Below are 18,023 nucleotides of genomic sequence, written 5' to 3'. Positions count from 1 at the left end.
TCTCCCCGGCCCGCCGTTCTGCAAGAGGGGGCAAGCCATGGCAGGGGCATCCAACGTTATCGAAGACGGCAGCACGCTGAGCCGGATCGACAGGGCACTGTTCAGGGTGGAGACGCTGTTGGCGCTGATCGGCGGCATCGTGGTGTTTTCGCTGATGCTGCTGGCGGTGGCCTCGGTTGGTGGGCGCAAGCTCTTCAACCAACCGCTGCCGGGTTACGTGGACTGGATCCAGTTCCTGATGCCCTTCATCGCGATTCTGGGCGTGAGCTATTGCCACCGACTGGGCGGACACATTCGCATGGATATTCTGGTGGGTCGCCTGCGCGGCCGGGCGCTGTGGCTCTTCGAATTGCTCTCCACCCTGCTTGTCTTGGCGCTGATGGTGCTGCTGCTCTGGGGGGCATGGTCACACTTCGGGCGCTCGTTCGACTTTGGCCGCCCGCTCTGGAGCGCCGACAGTTCCATCGACATAGGCCTGCCGCTCTGGCCCGCCAAGCTGGTGGTTCCGGTGGCCTTTGCCGTGCTCTGCCTGCGGCTTTGCCTGCATGCCTTTGCCTACGGCAAGGCGTTGATCGAGGGGGCCGAGGCCCCGGTGGCCGTGCCGCTGATCGAAGACGCCGCGACACAAGCCGCCCATGAGGCGGAGACGGTCTCAGGCTTCGAGGAGGATGCGCGATGACTTCCATCGAGATCGGCCTCTGGGTCACCGCCGGGCTGCTGGTGATGGTGCTGATCGGCACCCGCGTTGCCTTTGCCGCCGCCATTGCCGGGCTGGTCGGCCTGCTTTGGATCTTCTGGTCGAAGAAGGGGTATGACCCCGAGCAATTCGGTTGGGCACTGGGCGTTGCAGTCAAAACCGCCGGGCAGGTGCCGCATTCCAAGGTGTCGAGCCATGCGCTCTCGTTGATCCCAACCTTCATCCTGATTGGCTACCTAGCCTATTACGCTGGGCTCACCAAGGCGCTCTTCACCGCCGCCAAACGCTGGGTGGGCTGGCTACCGGGCGGCCTTGGGGTTTCGACCGTATTTGCCACGGCGGGCTTTGCCGCCGTTTCGGGCGCCTCGGTCGCGACCTCTGCCGTTTTCGCCCGCATTGCCATCCCCGAAATGCTAGCCGTGGGCTATGACAAGCGCTTTGCTGCTGGCGTGGTGGCCGCGGCGGGCACGCTGGCCTCGTTGATCCCGCCCTCGGCAATCCTCGTGATCTACGCGATAATCGTAGAGCAAGACGTGGGCGCGCTGCTGCTCGCGGGCTTCATCCCCGGCGCCTTCTCGGCGCTGATCTACGGCGGCATGGTCGTGGGCATGGCGATGGCGTGGAAGAAGCTCGGACCGCCCGTCACCGGTTTCACATGGGGCGAGCGGTTTGCCGCCCTGCCCGGCGCGCTGCCGATCCTCTTCGTGGTGCTGATCATCATCTTCTTCATTTACAACCCCTTCGGCGGCGACGCTTGGGGCACGCCCACCGAGGGCGGGGCACTTGGAGCCTTCGTGGTCTTCCTGATCGCGCTTTACCGGGGCATGCGCTGGCCTGAGTTGAAGAACGCGCTGCTGGAGACCGCCAAGCTCTCGGTGATGATCTTCACCATCATCTGGGGCGTGCTGATCTACGTGCGTTTCCTCGGCTTTGCCGACCTTCCGGGCGCCTTTGCCGACTGGATCTCGTCGCTCGACCAGTCGCCGATGATCACCTTGTTGATGATCCTTGCGGCATATGCGGTGCTCGGCATGTTCATGGATGCCATCGGGATGCTGCTACTCACCCTGCCCATCGTCTATCCGGCGGTGATTGCCCTGAACGGCGGTGAAGCGGTGACGGCGGCAGACTCGGCCTTTGGGATGAACGCCACGGGCTGCGCGATCTGGTTTGGGATCATCGTGGTGAAAATGGCGGAGCTCTGCCTGATCACCCCGCCCATCGGGCTCAACTGCTTCGTGGTTGCGGGCGTGCGCCCGGAACTCTCGGTGCAGGACGTATTCCGGGGCGCGGCGCCCTTCTTCGTGGCCGATGCGCTGACCATCGCCGGGCTGGTCGCCTTTCCGGCAATTGTGCTCTACCTGCCAGGGCTCCTGTTGGGGCCCTGAGGTGACGCAGCGTCATCAAGGGCGGGTGTGAACAAACTGAAGATGCGGCATTGCATTTATGCAGTGCGGCGGCGCAGCGGAGCGCTGCTTAGCCCGAGTCGGTCCGGAGTATTAGCGGGCTCAAGCCTGAAAATGCGCAGTTTGCAGTTATTTTATTGCGCCCGCAGGTTGAGCAAATGCCCTGCCGTAAGGGTAAAGTAAAAAGGCGCGACCCGGGGAAACCGGGCCGCGCCTGTGGATAAAATGGTGGATTGTCAGGCGACGTCGTCCAGCCCACGGCCTTTCAACAGCGCGTCGACACCGGGCAGACGGCCCCGGAAGGCCGTGTAGAGCGCCTCCGGTTCTTCGCTGCCACCGGTTGACAGAATGTTGGCCTCGAGGCTCTTGGCCATCTCCGGATCAAATGGCCCGCCCGCCTCTTCAAAGGCGGCGAAGGCATCGGCATCCATCACCTCGGACCACATGTAGCTGTAGTAGGCCGAAGCGTAGCCGCCCGAGAAAATGTGCGCGAAATGCGGGGTGGCGTGGCGCATGCGGATGGCGCGGGGCATGCCGATGGATTCCAGCACCTCGGCCTGCTTTTGCATTGGGTCGGCGGGCGGCGGGCCGGCGTGAAACTCGAGATCCACCAGAGCGGAGCCGATGAACTCGCAGGTCGAAAAGCCCATGTCGTAAGTTGCCGCGTTCAGCACCCGCTCCAGAAGCTCCTCGGGCATCGCCTTGCCGGTCTCGGCGTGGGTGGCGAACTCCTGAAGTACCTCGGGCACCTCCATCCAGTGTTCATAAAGCTGGGAGGGCAGCTCGACGAAGTCGCGGCTCACCGAGGTGCCCGAGATCGAGCCGTAGGTGACGTTCGAGAGCATCTGGTGCAGCGCATGGCCGAACTCGTGGAAGAGCGTGCGAGAGTCGTCATAACTCAGCAGCGCGGGCTGGCCTGCGGGCGGCTTGGCGAAATTGCAGACGTTCATCACATGGGGTGCGGTCTCGCCACCGAGTTTCTTCTGCGAGCGCAGGGCGGAGCACCATGCACCAGAACGCTTGCCGGGGCGGGCGAAGTAATCGCCGATGAATACGGCAATGTGCTGGCCGTCGCGCGTGACCTCCCATGCGCGAGCGTCCGGGTGGTGAAGGGCCACGTCGAGCGGGGTGAACTCCAGCCCGAAGAGCCGGTTGGCGCAGGCAAAGACGGCCTCGATCATGCGGTCGAGCTGGAAATAGCTCTTCAGCTCGGCCTCATCCAGCGCGTGCTCTTCCTTGCGGCGAGCCTCGGAATAGTAGTGCCAATCCCACGGCTCGAGCGGGCCATCGAAGCCGTCGGCGTGGAGACGACGCTCCAGCACCTTGGCATCGGCCTCGGCTTTTGCGCGGGCGGGGGACCAGACGGCTTGCAGCAGTTTGCGCACATTGTCGGGCGTCTTCGCCATTTCGGTCTCGAGCCGATAGTCGGCGAAACTCTCGTAGCCCAGCAGCTTGGCCCGCTCGGCGCGGAGCGAGAGCATTTCGGCGGCGAGCGCCCGGTTGTCGGTGTCGCCGCCATTGGCGCCACGCGATGTCCACGCTTCGTAGGCCTTCTTGCGCGCCTCCCTGTCGGGGCAGAACTGGAGGAAGGGGACCACAAGCGATCGGGAGAGCGTAACGATCGGCTTGTCGCTGCCAGCCGCCTCGGCGGCGGATTTCATTGCATCGACAAGGAAAGACGGCAGGCCGGTGAGATCATCGACCTGCATCGACCACTCGCGCTCATCGGCGAGCAGGTTGAGGCCGAAGGCGGTGGATTTCTCGGAGAGGGCGGCGTTGATCTCGCGCAGACGGGCGCGGCCTGTGTCATCGAGGCCTGCTCCGGCGCGGCGGAAATAGCGGTGGTGGAGGTAGAGCACGCGGGCCTGCTCCTCGGTGAGGTCCAGACTGTCACGCTGCTGCCAGAGTGTATCGACCCGTTCGAACAGGGCCTCATCCAGCGCGATATCGCTGGAGAGCGCCGAGAGGCGGGGCGAGAAGGCACGTTGCAGCTTTTCGCGCGCGGGCGTCGACGAGACGGCGGCGAGCAGGAAGAAGGGGCCGAGCACATCGTTCAGCGGCTCGTCCGAAAGCTCCAGCGGCTCGATCGTGTTCTCGAACGTGGGGGCATCGGGGTTGGCGGTGATTTCGGCAATGGCGGCACGGGTCTCTGCCTCGGCGGCATCGAGCGCGGGGGTGAAGTGCTCATCGGTGATGGCGGCGAAGTCGGGCAGGTCGAATGGCTGCTCGGAAGGGGTGAGAAGCGGGTTGTTCATGGATCGCGGTCTCCTTTGGGAGGGAAGATAGGGGCCGCCGGAGAGATTGCGAAGGGGGGTGCGCTCATCCGCCCTGCGGCGCAACTCCGCCGCAGGTCGGACAGCCCTCGCGGCGCCTGAGGCGTATCTTGCGTGTCTCCGACCAGAGCGCATCGTAGATCTGCATTTCGCCGCGCAGTGGGCTGCCTGCACCGGTGATGAGCTTCACCGCTTCCGCCGCCATCATGGCCCCCACCACGCCCGGCAGCGGCCCCATCACGCCTGCCTCTGCGCAGGACGGTGCGAGACCGGGGGCGGGCTCTTCGGGGAAGATGCAGCGGTAGCAGGGGGCGCCGTGGGCCGGGTCGAAGACCGAGAGCTGGCCTTCCCATTGCGAGAGGGCGCCCGAAATGAGGGGGATGCCGGCGGCCACGGCGAGATCGTTGGCGAGGTAGCGCGTGGCGAAATTGTCGGTGCCGTCGAGGATCATATCGGCCCACGCAACCAGTTCCGGACCGTTCTCATCCGTCAGCCGGTGGGCGAGCGGGGTGACATGGATGTGGGGATTGAGCGCCAGCATCGCCTCGGCCGCGCTTTGCGCCTTGTTCCGGCCCTGCCCCTCGGTGCGGTGGATGACCTGTCGCTGGAGGTTGGAGGCGTCTACCTCGTCATCGTCAAGCACGGTGACATGGCCCACCCCTGAGGCGGCGAGATAGAGCAGCGCGGGCGAGCCAAGGCCCCCTGCCCCGATCACCAGCACGCGGGCGGCCTTGAGCTTCTTCTGCCCCGGCCCGCCGATCTCGCGCAGCACGATGTGGCGGGCGTAGCGGTTGATTTCATCGGTGGTGAGTTTGGAGGGGTCTTGGGGCGTGGCGGCGGGGGCAGGCTCAGCAGAAGCCCCTTCAGGCGGGGTGGCCTCTGCCTCCCGCGCCATGGCGATGGAGCGAAGCCAGCCCACCCCGGAGCCATAGAGCACGCCGATGGCGCCGAGGACGAAAACAATCAGCCAGAGCTGCGGATGGCGCCCGGTGATCTCGCGGATCGGGTGGCCGAAGGGCAGGATGAGGTTGAGGGCGAGCGCGAGGGCGATGACGCCGATTACGGCAGCCTGCCGCTCGACGGTACGCCAGCCCAACCACTCGCCGCCCCACCAGGCCAGCGCCATGAGCGCGAAGACGAGGAGCATCAGCCACGGCCCGTGGAGCCGAAGCCGCCGGCGCCACGATCTGTATCTGTCAGGGTCTCCGCAGCGGAGAAGGAGGCCTGTACCACGGGGGCTACGACCAACTGCGCGATGCGGTCGCCGTGGGTTATGGTGAAGGGCTCATGCCCGAGGTTTATCATCAGGATGCCGAGCGGGCCGCGATAATCGCTGTCGATGGTGCCAGGGGTGTTTACGAGGGTCACGCCGTGTTTTGCCGCGAGGCCGGAGCGAGGGCGCACCTGAATCTCAAAGCCCGCCGGGATCTCGACTCGCAGGCCGGAGGGCACGATGGCGCGGCTGCCGGGGGTGAGCACGATGCCTTCGGCGCGCAGATCTTCGGGGAGGTTCGCCCGCACGTCGGCCCCGGCTGCACCTGCGGTTTCATAGTTCGGCAGAGGAACCTCGGGGTCGGCTCCCTCATCGCGGATGCAGCGAATGTCGGGCGTCATGCGAGAGCCTCGGCGATGCGGGCGGCGAGCTGTTGGGCGACCTGATCCTTGGACATGCGCGGCAGGGCATCGGCCCCATTGGCGGTAAGGATCGTCACCGCGTTCTCGGTGCCGCCCATGATCCCGGTCTCGGGAGAGACATCGTTGGCGATGATCCAGTCGCAACCCTTGCGCTTCAGCTTGGCCTCGGCGTGGGCGATCAGGTCGTTGGTCTCGGCAGCAAAGCCGATGACGAGGCCGGGGCGGTTGGGGGTCTTGGAGACTTCGGCGAGAATGTCTGGGTTCTCGGCGAACTCCAGCGGAGCGATCTTGCCGGAGCCGTCCTTCTTGATCTTCTTTATGGAGGCGTCGACCACGCGCCAATCGGCAACCGCGGCGGCAAAGATGGCCGCATCGGCGGGGAGCGCGTGGAACACCGCTTCATGCATCTGTGCGGCGGTCTCGACGTTCACCACATTTGCCCCCTGCGGCGGAGGCACCGTGGCCGGGCCGGTAACGAAGGTAACGGAGGCACCGAGGCCCATCAGCGAGCGGGCGAGGGCGGTGCCTTGTGCGCCAGACGAGCGATTGGCGATGTAGCGCACAGGGTCGATCGGCTCATGCGTCGGGCCGGAGGTGATGAGGATGTGCTTGCCCTTCAGCGGCCCATCGGCCAGTGCCTCGCCCACGGCGGCGACGATCTCAGGCACCTCGGCCATGCGGCCCGGCCCGTATTCACCGCAGGCCATCTCGCCCTCGGCGGGGCCGGTGAAGCGGACGCCATCGGCGCGCAGCGTGGCCACGTTGCGCTGGTTGGCGGGGTGGAGCCACATCCGCACGTTCATCGCAGGGGCGCAAAGCACCGGCTTGTCGGTGGCCATCAGCAGGGTGGAGGCGAGGTCATTCGCGTGGCCGTTTGCCATTTTAGCCAGAAGATCGGCGGTGGCCGGGGCGACGACCACGAGGTCGGCGGCGCGGGAAAGCTCGATGTGGCCCATCTCGCGCTCGTCGGTCAGATCGAAGAGCTCGCGATAGACCTTCTCGGCGGCCAGCGCGGAAACGGAGAGCGGAGTGACGAACTCCTCGGCGGCCTTGGTCAGGACCGGGGTCACATGGGCGCCCTGCTCACGCAGGCGGCGGATCAGGTCGAGCGACTTGAAGGCCGCGATACCGCCCGCGATGACGAGTAGGATTTTCTTGCCTGCCAGCATGGGTTTGGCCCTCCGCTAGGCTCTGTTGTAGGGCGCGGCGGTACGGGCGGCAAGCATGGGAGCGAGGGGCCAGCCCCTCGCTCCCCGGAGATAATTGAAGCAAGAAAATGGAATCAAGGGGCTTTGGGATACCAAGTGCCGAAGCACCAGAGATTGCCATCCGGGTCGCGGGCGATGAACTCACGGGACGGATAGTCGCGGTCGGTGGGCGGCTCGACGATCTCGGTGCCGGAGGTAACGACCGCTGCATGGAGCGCGTCGGGGTCGTCGACGGCGATATAGGTAACGGAGCCTCCGGGGGGCGGGGATTTGGCGGCGAAGGCATCGTCGCGGGCTTGGCCGATCATGATGATGGAGGAGCCGAAGGCGAGTTCCGCGTGTTCGATGGTGCCAGTTTCAGGCGTGCGCATCAGCTCGGTGAAACCCAGAGTTTCAGTGAACCATCGGTGCATAGCGTCAGCGTCGGTGAAGCGGAACGTGGGGTAGATGCGGGGGGCTTCCATGGTGGGTCTCCTTTTGAGGGAGCCTGCCACGGGGCACGGGCCGGGTCTTGAAGGAATGGGACTCAGGCGAAGTTTTGCGGGCTCATGCCGGACAGGGCGCGAAATTCACGGGTGAGGTGAGCCTGGTCAGCATATCCAGCAACGGCGGCGATCTCGGCCCAACTCGCGGTGCCAGCGCGGGCGGAGGCGGCAGTGAAGCGGGCAACACGTGCAGCTGCTTTTGGCGAGAGGCCGAAGGGGCGGAACTGGCGAGACAACGTGCGCCGGGTCAAGCCGAGGTGATCTGCGATGCGGGCAATGGGCGCACGACCCTCGGTGCCCTCAATGATCCGCCAGGCGCGGGTGAGTGCGGGCGGGAGGGCGGTGGCGGCGAGGCGGTGGGCGAGGAAGCTCTCGGCCAGGGCGAGCCGGGTGGCCCAGCACTCGGCCTCGCCCATGCTGGTGTGCAGCTCGGAGATGTCACGGTCGCCGTAATCGGGCAGCGCATGCACACCTTCTGCGGCCTCGCCCAGGGCGGGGCCAAGGAGGCGCATGGCTCCCAGTGGCGTCAGGTCGATTTGCAAGACTTGGACTGCCTCCGGTGACGCGATGCGGGCGGGGGTGAGCGAAAGGCCCGCCATGAAACTGGCGATGCCGTCCGATGGCGCGGGATTGCGGCCCAAGCCGACCTCGAACCTACCCTCGAACACGAATATCAATGGTACGACGAGGGCGGCGGGCTCAACCATGAGGCCGGGAAGCGGGCCCTCGGAGCGGTAAAGTGTGATGCGGCGGACGAGGCCGCGGAAAGCGGGGCGGAGTGGCGCGCGCCAGAGCGAAAACGAAGGGCCGCGGATTACCGCGGCCCCATCTATTCCTGCAAAGGGTGCTTCCACCTCAGGAGATCAGTGCAAGCACTTCATCGGACTGTTGCTCAAGCGAGCGGCGCATCTTCTGGAAGGCCGCTGCCTCGAGCTGGCGCACGCGCTCCTTGGATAGGCCCAACTCTTCGCCAAGGCTCTCCAAAGTGCGCTTATCGCGGGCAAGTCGGCGCTCGCGGATGATGAACTGCTCGCGCTCGTTCAGCGCACCCATCGCCTCGGCCAGCCAGTCGCGAAGTTGTGCCTTGTCATGCTCCACCTCCACCTGCTCGGCGGCCTGCGGGCCTTCATCTTCCAGCGCATCAATCCACTGGCGGCCATCGTCTTCGACCGACTGGGTCACATTGAGCGAGAAGTCGGAGCCCGAGAGCCGGCCTTCCATCATTTCCACATCGGCCAATGGCACGCCGACCTCGGTGGCGATCTTCTGGCGCAGCTGCTGGCTGTCGAGCGTTTCGCCCGCCGCAGCCGCCTCGCGCTCCAACTGCGCCTGCACGCGGCGCATGTTGAAGAAGAGCGACTTCTGCGACGAGGTCGAGCCGGTGCGGACCATCGACCAGTTGCGCATCACGAATTCTTGCACGGAGGCCTTGATCCACCACATGGCATAGGTCGAAAACCGAACGCCGCGCTCGGGGTCGAACTTGTCGGCGGCCTTCATAAGACCAAGTGATGCCTCCTGAATGAGGTCGTTCATCGGTGCGCCGTAGCGCTTGTATTTGGCCGCCATCGAGATCGCGAGGCGCATGTAGGCCGAGATCAGGCGGTGCAGTGCCTGCTCATCCCGGTCATCGCGCCAAGCGCGGGCCAGTTGCTGTTCGGTTTCGGCGTCAAGCAGTTCGGCTTGGCGCGCGTGGCGGGACATGGAGGTATCGATATCGCCGTCCAAAGGCATGGGGGAACTCCTTCTCGCGGGCAAGACATGCCGAGCACCGGCAGGCCTTGTCTTATGCTAAACGAAGATTAGGACCGATCGGTTCAAAAGAAAGTGTGAAAAATGCATAGAAGGGTTTCCATCACAAATCTTGATGGACTTCTGCGCAATTATGCGTTGGTCGAGCGCCCATGTCTGTGCGTAGCGTCACAGGTATGACCAGTACACTCTACATAGGCGATCCCGCCTACTCTTCGTGGTCCCTTCGGGGCTGGCTCCTGTTCGAGAGATTCGGGTTGGAGCGGCGCACCGTCTGGGTCGATTTTGCCAATCGTGACGTGGCCGACCAACTGGCCGAGATCGCCCCTGCCAAGACGGTGCCAGCGGTTCTGTTCGAGGATGGTGCCATTCTGGGCGAGAGCCTTGCGATTGCCGAGGAGCTGGCCACGCGGTTCCCCTCGGCAGGGATCTGGCCGAATGACAGCCGCGCCCGCGCCACCGCACGCGCGCTGGCGAGCGAGATGCACGCGGGCTTCGGCGCGCTGCGCGAAGCCTGCCCGATGGCGCTGCGGGTGGCCTACGAGGGGTTCGAACCCTCAGATGGGGTGATGGCCGATCTGGCGCGGCTGGAGGTGATCTGGGATCACGCCAAGCGCACGGTGGGCGGTAACGGCCCTTGGCTCTGCGGTGCCTACTCGGCGGCGGACGCCTTCTTTGCCCCGGTGGCAGCACGGATCGCCACCTATGGGCTGCCGATCTCAGAGGCGGCGACCGACTATGTGGCCGCCCATCTGGCGGACCCGGCTTTCCGGCGCTGGCGCGGCATGGGGTTTGCGCGGGGAGAAGACCTGCCTTGGTATTCCAAGGATCTGCCCACGCGCGACTGGCCCGGCCCCACGCCGCTGGAGGCCCGGGCGGTAGAGGACGGCCCTTCGGTGAACGAGGCATGCCCCTACTCCGGCAAGCCGGTGACCCATTTCATGGAAGCGGGCGGCAAGGTCTGGGGCTTTTGCAATGCCTTCTGCCGCGACAAGACCGTGCCCGACCCGCTCGCATGGCCTGCCTTCGCGGCGCTCTACGAGGGGCGTTAACGTTTCACTAACCATCCCGGTCTAGCGTTAACCACGGTTTCACAGCCGGGGTTTGGCAGATGTTAGACGGGAGCGGAGGGATGTTGGCGGCGGCCTATACGGTCGCGTTCGATGGCATCGAGGCGCGGCCTGTGGAGGTGCAATGCGCCGTGTCAACCGGCATGCCGAACTTCGCCATCGTCGGCCTGCCCGACAAGGCGGTGAGCGAGGCGCGCGAGCGGGTGCGGGCGGCGCTCGGCGCGATGGCGATTGCGCTGCCGTCGAAAAAGATCACCGTCAATCTCTCCCCCGCCGACCTACCAAAGGAAGGCTCGCACTTCGACCTGCCTATCGCGCTGGCCTTGCTGGCGGCCATCGAGATCCTGCCGCGCGAGGAGGTGTCGCAGGTGGTCGCACTGGGCGAGCTATCGCTCGATGGCAAGCTGGTTGCGGTCAACGGCGCCCTGCCCGCCGCGATGGCTGCCGCCGAGCAAGAGCGGCGGTTGCTCTGCCCGCGCGCCTGCGGGGCGGAGGCCGCGTGGGTCGGTGCGGCAGAAGTGATTGCCGCCGCCAGCCTCGGCGCGGTGATCCGGCATTATACCGGGGAGGCACCGATAGAGCCCTCAACCCCCGGCGAGGTGCAGGGCCATGTCGGCGGCAAGGACTTGCGCGACGTGAAAGGGCAGGAGCGGGCCAAGCGGGCGTTGGAGGTGGCGGCGGCGGGGCGGCACCACTTGCTGATGGTCGGCCCGCCCGGCTCCGGCAAATCCATGCTCGCCGCCCGCCTCCCCGGCATTCTGCCGCCGCTCACCCCGCGCGAAGCCCTCGCAACATCGACTGTGCATTCGCTCGCCGGCCTGCTGAAGGAAGGCGGCATCAGCCGTGAGGCGCCGTATCGCGCGCCCCATCACACCGCCTCAATGGCCGCCGTGGTGGGCGGTGGGCGGCAGGCGAGGCCGGGGGAGGTGTCGCTGGCGCATAACGGCGTGCTGTTCATGGATGAGTTTCCGGAGTTTCCTCGCACCGTGCTGGAAACCCTGCGCCAGCCCATCGAGACCGGCGAAATCATGGTAAGCCGCGCCAATGCCCATGTCGCCTACCCCTGCAAGTTCATGCTGGTGGCCGCCGCAAACCCATGCAAATGCGGCCACCTGACCGATCCGGGCCGCGCCTGTTCCCGCGCGCCCAATTGCGGGGAGGATTATCTGGGCCGCATTTCAGGACCGCTGCTCGACCGGTTCGACATTCGGCTCGAAGTGCCGCCCGTTGCCTACACAGATCTCGATCTGCCCCCCGCAGAGGAAGGCTCGGCAGAGGTGGCAGCGCGGGTGGCGCAGGCGCGGGGCGTGCAGCGCGCGCGGTTCGAGGCGCTCGGCGCCGAGGCCACGACCAATGCGGACATCGAAGGCGAGTTACTCGATGAGGTCGCCCGGCCGGATGATGCAGGCATGGAGCTTCTGCAAAAGGTCGCCCAGCGCTTTGGCCTTTCGGCGCGTGGTTACCACCGGGTCATGCGCGTGGCCCGGACCATCGCCGACCTTGACGGCAGCGATGGCGTGACCAAGGCCCACGTGGCCGAGGCGGTAGGCTATCGTCTGATAAAAAGCGCTTAGGCTGCTGGGGCCGGGCGAGCTTCGACCTGAAGCGCGAATTCGGCCATCCGGCGGCGCAGGCCTTGAGTCAGGCTGGAGCGGCGCAGGCGGAGTGATTGCACCAGCACGCGAGAGGTGATGGTGCGCGGCATCAGCTCGATATCGAGGCTCATCCGGGTGCGCATCTTGGACAGTTCGATCAGGTCGATCTTAACCACTGCATCGAGGCCACCGATGTTGAGATCCAGCGCGACATGCTCGGGCTTGTCATAGGCGGAGACGGTGGCATTGAGATCGCGCATCTGGCCACGGATGGGGAACCGCATCTTCCAGCTCATGCCGACCCCGGATGCATCGAGTGCATCCGTCCGGGTGATCTCGTGTCCGCGCCGCAACACCTGCTTTTCGAAGGCCTCATGGTCGGTGACCGCTGCGAAGACCTCTTCGATCGGCTTTTCAATATCTTCCTTGCCGGTGAAGTTCATCCAGCCGCTGCCCTTTTACTATCCTCACCCCGACTTCGGTTTTACGCGTCAATCCAGCGTATCCGCAAGCCAGTTGGCGAGCAGGAACTGCGCGATTGCTCCGCGCCGGGCGGGCTTCATCGCCGGGTTCCGGCCTGCGAAGGTTTCGAGCATATCCTCGCGGCTGACCCAGCAGGCATCTTCCAGCTCGTTCCGGTCCAGCGTGATCTCGGTGCCCAGCGCCTCCCCGTGGCAGCCGATCATCAGTGAAGCCGGAAAGGGCCAGGGCTGAGACGACAGATAATGCACCGGGCCAACGCGCACGCCCGCCTCCTCGGCCACTTCGCGGCGCACGGCGGCCTCGATGGTTTCTCCCGGCTCCATGAACCCAGCGAGCAGAGAATACATGCCCTCAGGCCAGCCCGGCGAGCGGCCCATCAGGACGTTGTTGCCGTAGGTGATGAGCATGATCACCACCGGGTCGGTGCGCGGAAAGTGATGCACCCCGCAGGCCGGGCAGCGCCGTTCCCACCCGCCACAGGCAACCTCGCTCGCGGCACCGCATTTGGCGCAGAAGCCGTGCGTGCCGTGCCAGCCGGTGATTGCCCGTGCCGTGGCAGCAATTTCGGCATCAAGCGGGGTGATCCGGGCCATGGTCGCGCGAAGCTCGACAAAGCGCGCACCCTCCAGCCCCGGGTAGATCTGCTCGGACCGGTCGAGGAAACTGTCGGGCGCTTCGAGTATCTCGTTGGGCTCCCAGCCCGAGATATCGTGGGCAAACCATGCGGTCCCGTCCGGCGCCTGGCCCAGAAAGACCCGCAGCGCGGAATGGGCCAGCACCTCGGCCCCGGCGGGCTGCGGGGCCAGCACGGGAGCCTCTTCCTCCCCCTGCATCAGCGGCTTGCCGCGCCAGAGCGGCAGGTGCCGGGCGGCTTCACTTTCTGCCAGAGCATCGAGCGCGGCGGCATCGCTGCGCAGATCGGCGCGCCGGTCGAGCCCGCCACCGCCAAATGTGACCTGTTCCGCGTGGCGCATCGGCGCGCCCTCCCTGCCCTGCCTCTCACTGACCGATGTTCTGGCATGCGCGGCACCGGGGCGCAAACCCACGCAACGAGAGGTTGCGTATCTGTTTGACATTCACGCCGGAGGTGCGGCAGGTGGCGCCTTGTCGTATCTGCCCTGTATCGGGCCAAACCCAAACAGCTGAGCGCCACAGCTTCCGCCCGACCGCCTATGCCCGAACCCCACCACAATCGACCTTTGCAGGGCAACGAAGTGAAGCTGAGGCTTCTGGCGACATCCGATCTACACATGCATTTGCTGGCATACGACTACCACGCAGATGCCCCGAACAACGCTGTAGGACTGGCCCGGGTGGCCAGCCTGATCAAGACCGCTCGGGCTGAGGTGCCGGGGGCCGTGCTCTTCGACAATGGGGACTTTCTGCAAGGCAACCCGCTGGGCGACTTTGTCGCCGCCGAGCGGCCCGCCGGGGCGCCGCACCCGATGATCGCTGCGATGAACGTGCTGGGGTATGACGCTGTGGGTCTGGGCAATCACGAGTTCGACTACGGGCTGGAGGTGCTAGAGCATGCGCTCGCGGATGCGAGGTTCCCGGTGATTTCGGCAAACGCCCTGCGGCAGCGCGGGGCGCAGGTTTCTCAGGACGTTCCGCTTGTTCGCCCTTGGGTCATGCTGGAGCGAAAGCTGACTGACGCCGGCGGCAAGGCACATGACCTGCGCATCGGCGTCTTGAGCGTTTTGCCGCCGCAAACCACGCTTTGGGCGGGTGCGCAGCTCGAGAGCCGGCTGCAGACACGCTGCATGATCGAGACCGCCCGCAACCACGTGCCAGCCCTCCGCGCGGCGGGGGCAGATATTGTGGTGATGCTGGCGCATTGTGGCCCCAGTTCGCAGCCAGAGGAGGCTGGCATGGAGGATGCCCTGCTACCGCTCGCCCGGATTGACGGCGTTGACGCACTGATCGCGGGCCATATGCACCGCCTTCTGCCCGGCCCGGATTATGCCGGGCTAGAGGGGGTCGAGGCCGAAACGGGGAGGGTCTGCGGCAAGCCGGCTGTGATGCCAGGCATCGGCGGCAGCCACCTCGGGGTAGTTGACCTCACTCTGAGCCACGGCCCGGCGGGCTGGGAGGTGGTGGCGAGCCAGGCGGAGCTGCGCCCGATCGCGCGGCGCGGAGCGTCGGGACCAAAGGCTCTGGTGGCGGACCACGCGCCCGTGGTTGCTGCCGTGGCCGCCGATCACGCTGCGACGCTGGAGAGCATCCGCCGCCCCATAGGGGAGACCGCAATTGCGTTGCAAAGCTACACCAGCTTTCTCGGCCTGTGCCCGGTCACTCATGCGATCAATACCGCGCAGGTATGGTACGTAAGGCAGGCGCTGGGCGATGTGTCCGCGCCGGTGCTCTCGGCAGCGGCCCCTTTCAAGGCCGGCGGGCCAGCGGGCGCGGAGAACTACATTGACATTCCGCCCGGCCCGCTCAGCCTTCGCGATCTCTCGGCGATATACCCTTTCCCCAACGCCATTCGAGCCATCCGGATCACCGGCGCGGACCTGCGTTGCTGGCTCGAGCGGTCTGCGGCGGCGTTCAATATGCTCACGCGCGACACGCCAGACCAGGCTCTGCTGGACCCGGACTTCCCCGCCTATGATTTCGATGTGATCTCAGGCCTCGAGTGGGCGCTCGATCTCTCCCGCCATGCCCTCGCGCAAACCGGCGGTCGGGTCAAAGACCTCACGCACAACGGCGAACGAGTGGCGGACGACCAGCGGTTCATTGTCGCGACGAACAGCTACCGTCTGGGCGGCGCTGGCTTGCACGCTCCGCTCGCGGGGGCGGAGGTGGTGCTTTCGGAGCCGTTCGGCAGCCGAGAGGTGCTGGTCCGTTTTCTTGAGTCCGAAGGCCCGCTGGAAGGGCCGGTGCCGCGCGGCTGGCGTTTCGAAGGGATGGAGGGTTACGAAGCCCTGTTTGAGACCGGCCCCGGCGTCGCCAGCTATCTGGAGGCGCTGCGCGAGACCTGCGCTCTCCCGATATCTCCAGAGGGCCAATCGCCGGAAGGGTTCGCCAGACTGCGCGTGCGCTTCTGACCGCACCTTTCGAGCCTCTGGCCCCCACCCGCGACACGCGCTAGGGAGTGGGCGCAGGTAACGGGAGACCCCAAATGCGCAAGATCGTCTGGCTCATCGCTCTTCTGGCCATCGCGGCCCTTGCCGCAGCCTTCACCAAACCGAGCCAAGCCGCGGTTGAGGCCGAGCTGAAATCGCTTTTCCTGCAACGCCTTGCCAGCACAAACCCGAGCGCCCAGCAGAATGGCGGCGCCTTTGCCCTGACGATGATGTGCAAAGCCGATCACGACGCCTGCTACGAGATCGTCCGCGCCGGGCTGGATGTAAGCTACGACGACCGCACGCTGTATGCGGCGATCGACGTTTCGGGCTTTGGCGAGAGCATTCGCTGCTACGGGGCCTTCACCCGGTTCTTCTGCAACGGCGAGATCCCGGTTCAGAACGGCTGATCTTGCGAATCCCGCCTTGCCGCCCTACATAGCGCTCTGAGAGGTTGGCGCGGGCGAGCGCCTCGCCAACCCGGTCAGGTCCGGAAGGAAGCAGCCGTAACGAGCCCCGCTTGGGTCGTTGTCCAGCCTCTCACCTGAGTATATGCGAGAAACGCATATGCGAACCGCGGCAGGCGTATCGCGCAGCGATATGCCGAGAGTGCCGCAACGCATCCGCCAGCCCCGGTCTAAAGATTGTCCACCACCCTCTCCGGGTGCGCCTCGGCATAATCTGCCAGAACGCCCGCAATCTCTTCACTCCCAGTGAAAAGCAGATATCCACGATAAAGCGGCAGGCCCGCCTCCAGCGCCAGCCGAACGCAGCCCAAATGGTCGCGCACGGCGCGGTCGGGCGCATTGGCGGTACCGTGAAGCGTGGTGCCGAGCAGGTCACCGCCATATTGGTTTTTGTGCTCAAGGTCCGGGCCGAGGGAGAGCAGGAAGGCCATGATCTCGGATAGCCCCTCCCACCCTGCGATCTGCACCGGCGGAACGCCCATGTCATCGGAGCGGTCCCATTCCATCCCCGCGGCCACGAGCGCCTTCACCCGTGGGAGGGCGCCGGGCAGGTGGATGATGCCGCGCAGCAAGGTACGCGTCTCGGGTGAAAGCTCTTCGGGCACCAGCCGCCCGGTCGGCACCCGACCCTCGGCGGCTTCTGCGATGATCCCATCCGACCCGCTCAGCGGCGTCTCGCCGCCCGCCTCGGCGATGATCTGCGCCACCTCGGCATTGCCGAACACCCGTGCCGTCGCATAGGGGCTGCGCCCGTCCCACGGGGCGGTGAGAGATGCACCGGCTTCGATCAGCAGCCGCGCCACCGCGCCGGAGCGCATCCGCCGTGCCGCCTGGTGCAGGGCAGAGGCCTTCATCGGCGGCTCCCCGGATGGGTGTGCGGCAACACCTTCGTTCGGGTCCGCCCCCGCGGCGAGGAGCATACGCACCGGCTCGATATCCTCGAAATCCAGCGCCCGCAGCAGTGCGTTGGTGCCTTCGTTCTTCGCCCCGGCCTCCAGCAGCATCGTCAGCCCATCGGTGTGGCCCAGCTCTGTTGCGTGATAGAGCGACTCGCCGTCGTTCGGGTCGGCCCCGTGGTCCAGAAGCCAGCGACCGAGCGCCATGTTGTTGCCGTGGCCGATAGCCCCGTAGAGCGGTGACAGCATGTGGCCGGAGCCACCGGGCTCGGGCTTTCCGGCATTCACATCGGCCCCATGAGCCAGCAAAAGTTCGGCAAGGGCGCGCATATTCTCCACCGTGCCGTCGCCATGCACCCAGCGCGAGAACGCGAGATGGCATAGCGGCGGCGCGCCTTCGATCTCGCGGGTGGCCGCCTCCCGGTCTGCCGCCAAAGCCGCCTGCCAATAGGACAGATCGTAGAGCGCTGCGGCCACGCCCGGATCGGCTCGCGCCAGATCCGGCGCAACCGCAAGTACCTCACGCACCGCCCAGTGAAAGCCGTTCTCCAGCGCCTCCCGCAGCCGCCTCAACCGTTGCTCGGGCGTGGCGGCGTGGAGCTCAATCCGCAGCTTCAGCCGTGGCCAGCTTTCGGCGCCCTCCTCGCGAGCGATGACGTGGAGCGCATCCACGTGGCGGAGCGGGGCCAGCCGTTCGGGCGGAAGCACCGCAGCGGCACGGGCCAGCGCTTCGGCCTCGCCAGCGGCATGGGCCTTCTTCAGCCGTTTGGCGGCACGGCGACAGCGATCAATCTCAGAAGTCATGAATCAGGTTTCCCTTGTTCAGGGCCCGATGGTCCGCCCGGGCTGGGCCACAAGAAAAACCGGTATCGGTCTTGTCGCTTCAGGGGGCCTTACAGCTTTCCGCGGACCGGGGATGCCGCCCTGCGCGGCCCGGTCAGGCTAGCGGGTGTCGCGGGACATAGGCAAGCCCCGGGCGCCGCGCTAGATT

General features: G+C 66.0%; 16 protein-coding genes and 1 other RNA gene. 7 read left to right on the top strand and 10 right to left on the bottom strand.

What is annotated here, in order from left to right:
* The first annotated feature begins 37 nt into the window (after positions 1 to 37).
* Positions 38 to 679, top strand: a complete 642-nt coding sequence (locus tag KUV38_RS18910; RefSeq protein ID WP_222471782.1) for a TRAP transporter small permease subunit — start codon at positions 38 to 40, stop codon at positions 677 to 679.
* A complete protein-coding gene (locus KUV38_RS18905; protein ID WP_222471781.1) occupies positions 676 to 2,085 on the top strand; it encodes a TRAP transporter large permease in 1,410 nt (469 codons plus the stop codon). The genes KUV38_RS18910 and KUV38_RS18905 overlap by 4 nt, the downstream gene beginning before the upstream one ends.
* Before the next feature lie 254 nt (positions 2,086 to 2,339).
* Here the strand turns inward: KUV38_RS18905 and KUV38_RS18900 are convergent, their stop codons facing one another.
* From KUV38_RS18900 to KUV38_RS18870, 7 genes are all read right to left on the bottom strand, one after another.
* Complete coding sequence (locus KUV38_RS18900; RefSeq protein WP_222471780.1) at positions 2,340 to 4,358, bottom strand: M3 family metallopeptidase; 2,019 nt, start codon at positions 4,356 to 4,358, stop codon at positions 2,340 to 2,342.
* Positions 4,359 to 4,422: 64 nt separating this feature from the next.
* Positions 4,423 to 5,523, bottom strand: a complete 1,101-nt coding sequence (locus tag KUV38_RS18895) for a HesA/MoeB/ThiF family protein (RefSeq protein ID WP_222471779.1) — start codon at positions 5,521 to 5,523, stop codon at positions 4,423 to 4,425.
* Positions 5,523 to 5,990 carry a dUTP diphosphatase gene (gene dut, locus KUV38_RS18890; protein WP_222471778.1) on the bottom strand — a complete coding sequence of 156 codons (468 nt, stop codon included), beginning with the start codon at positions 5,988 to 5,990 and terminating at the stop codon, positions 5,523 to 5,525. Before dut ends, KUV38_RS18895 begins: the two co-directional genes overlap by 1 nt.
* Positions 5,987 to 7,180: a bifunctional phosphopantothenoylcysteine decarboxylase/phosphopantothenate--cysteine ligase CoaBC gene (coaBC, locus tag KUV38_RS18885; RefSeq protein WP_222471777.1), complete on the bottom strand. Its 1,194-nt coding sequence runs from the start codon at positions 7,178 to 7,180 to the stop codon at positions 5,987 to 5,989. Before coaBC ends, dut begins: the two co-directional genes overlap by 4 nt.
* A 113-nt stretch (positions 7,181 to 7,293) precedes the next feature.
* On the bottom strand, positions 7,294 to 7,683 hold the full coding sequence (locus KUV38_RS18880) for a VOC family protein (RefSeq protein ID WP_222471776.1): 390 nt from the start codon (positions 7,681 to 7,683) through the stop codon (positions 7,294 to 7,296).
* A 62-nt stretch (positions 7,684 to 7,745) separates the two neighbouring features.
* Complete coding sequence (locus KUV38_RS18875; RefSeq protein ID WP_222471775.1) at positions 7,746 to 8,411, bottom strand: helix-turn-helix domain-containing protein; 666 nt, start codon at positions 8,409 to 8,411, stop codon at positions 7,746 to 7,748.
* A 148-nt stretch (positions 8,412 to 8,559) separates the two neighbouring features.
* Positions 8,560 to 9,438 (bottom strand): RNA polymerase factor sigma-32, encoded by an 879-nt coding sequence (locus KUV38_RS18870; RefSeq protein ID WP_222471774.1) that lies wholly within the window; start codon positions 9,436 to 9,438, stop codon positions 8,560 to 8,562.
* Between the two features lie 194 nt (positions 9,439 to 9,632).
* Between KUV38_RS18870 and KUV38_RS18865 the strand changes: the two genes are divergently transcribed.
* Complete coding sequence (locus KUV38_RS18865; RefSeq protein WP_222471773.1) at positions 9,633 to 10,508, top strand: glutathione S-transferase; 876 nt, start codon at positions 9,633 to 9,635, stop codon at positions 10,506 to 10,508.
* 80 nt (positions 10,509 to 10,588) lie between these two features.
* A complete protein-coding gene (locus KUV38_RS18860; protein WP_222471772.1) occupies positions 10,589 to 12,100 on the top strand; it encodes a YifB family Mg chelatase-like AAA ATPase in 1,512 nt (503 codons plus the stop codon).
* Here KUV38_RS18860 and KUV38_RS18855 read toward each other — a convergent pair.
* Together KUV38_RS18855 and nudC are read right to left on the bottom strand one after the other, a co-directional pair.
* A complete protein-coding gene (locus KUV38_RS18855) occupies positions 12,097 to 12,564 on the bottom strand; it encodes an SRPBCC family protein (protein WP_222471771.1) in 468 nt (155 codons plus the stop codon). The two genes, KUV38_RS18860 and KUV38_RS18855, sit on opposite strands and share 4 nt — an antisense overlap.
* A gap of 48 nt (positions 12,565 to 12,612) precedes the next feature.
* Positions 12,613 to 13,578 (bottom strand): NAD(+) diphosphatase, encoded by a 966-nt coding sequence (nudC, locus tag KUV38_RS18850; RefSeq protein ID WP_222471770.1) that lies wholly within the window; start codon positions 13,576 to 13,578, stop codon positions 12,613 to 12,615.
* 198 nt (positions 13,579 to 13,776) lie between these two features.
* Between nudC and KUV38_RS18845 the strand changes: the two genes are divergently transcribed.
* The 3 genes from KUV38_RS18845 to ffs all read left to right on the top strand — a co-directional run bounded on the left by KUV38_RS18845 (position 13,777) and on the right by ffs (position 16,215).
* Positions 13,777 to 15,651 (top strand): bifunctional 2',3'-cyclic-nucleotide 2'-phosphodiesterase/3'-nucleotidase, encoded by a 1,875-nt coding sequence (locus KUV38_RS18845; RefSeq protein ID WP_261385465.1) that lies wholly within the window; start codon positions 13,777 to 13,779, stop codon positions 15,649 to 15,651.
* Positions 15,652 to 15,725: 74 nt separating this feature from the next.
* Positions 15,726 to 16,079: a hypothetical protein gene (locus KUV38_RS18840; protein WP_222471768.1), complete on the top strand. Its 354-nt coding sequence runs from the start codon at positions 15,726 to 15,728 to the stop codon at positions 16,077 to 16,079.
* Between the two features lie 37 nt (positions 16,080 to 16,116).
* An RNA gene (gene ffs, locus KUV38_RS18835) (signal recognition particle sRNA small type) lies at positions 16,117 to 16,215 on the top strand.
* Between the two features lie 91 nt (positions 16,216 to 16,306).
* Here ffs and KUV38_RS18830 read toward each other — a convergent pair.
* Entirely contained in the window at positions 16,307 to 17,836 is a 1,530-nt protein-coding gene (locus KUV38_RS18830; protein ID WP_222471767.1) for an ankyrin repeat domain-containing protein, read from the bottom strand.
* Between the last annotated feature and the right edge of the window lie 187 nt (positions 17,837 to 18,023).

Source organism: Vannielia litorea (assembly GCF_019801175.1).
Lineage (GTDB): Bacteria > Pseudomonadota > Alphaproteobacteria > Rhodobacterales > Rhodobacteraceae > Vannielia > Vannielia litorea_B.
Note: the sequence above shows the minus strand (reverse complement) of the source record. Positions and strands in the feature narration are given on the sequence as shown.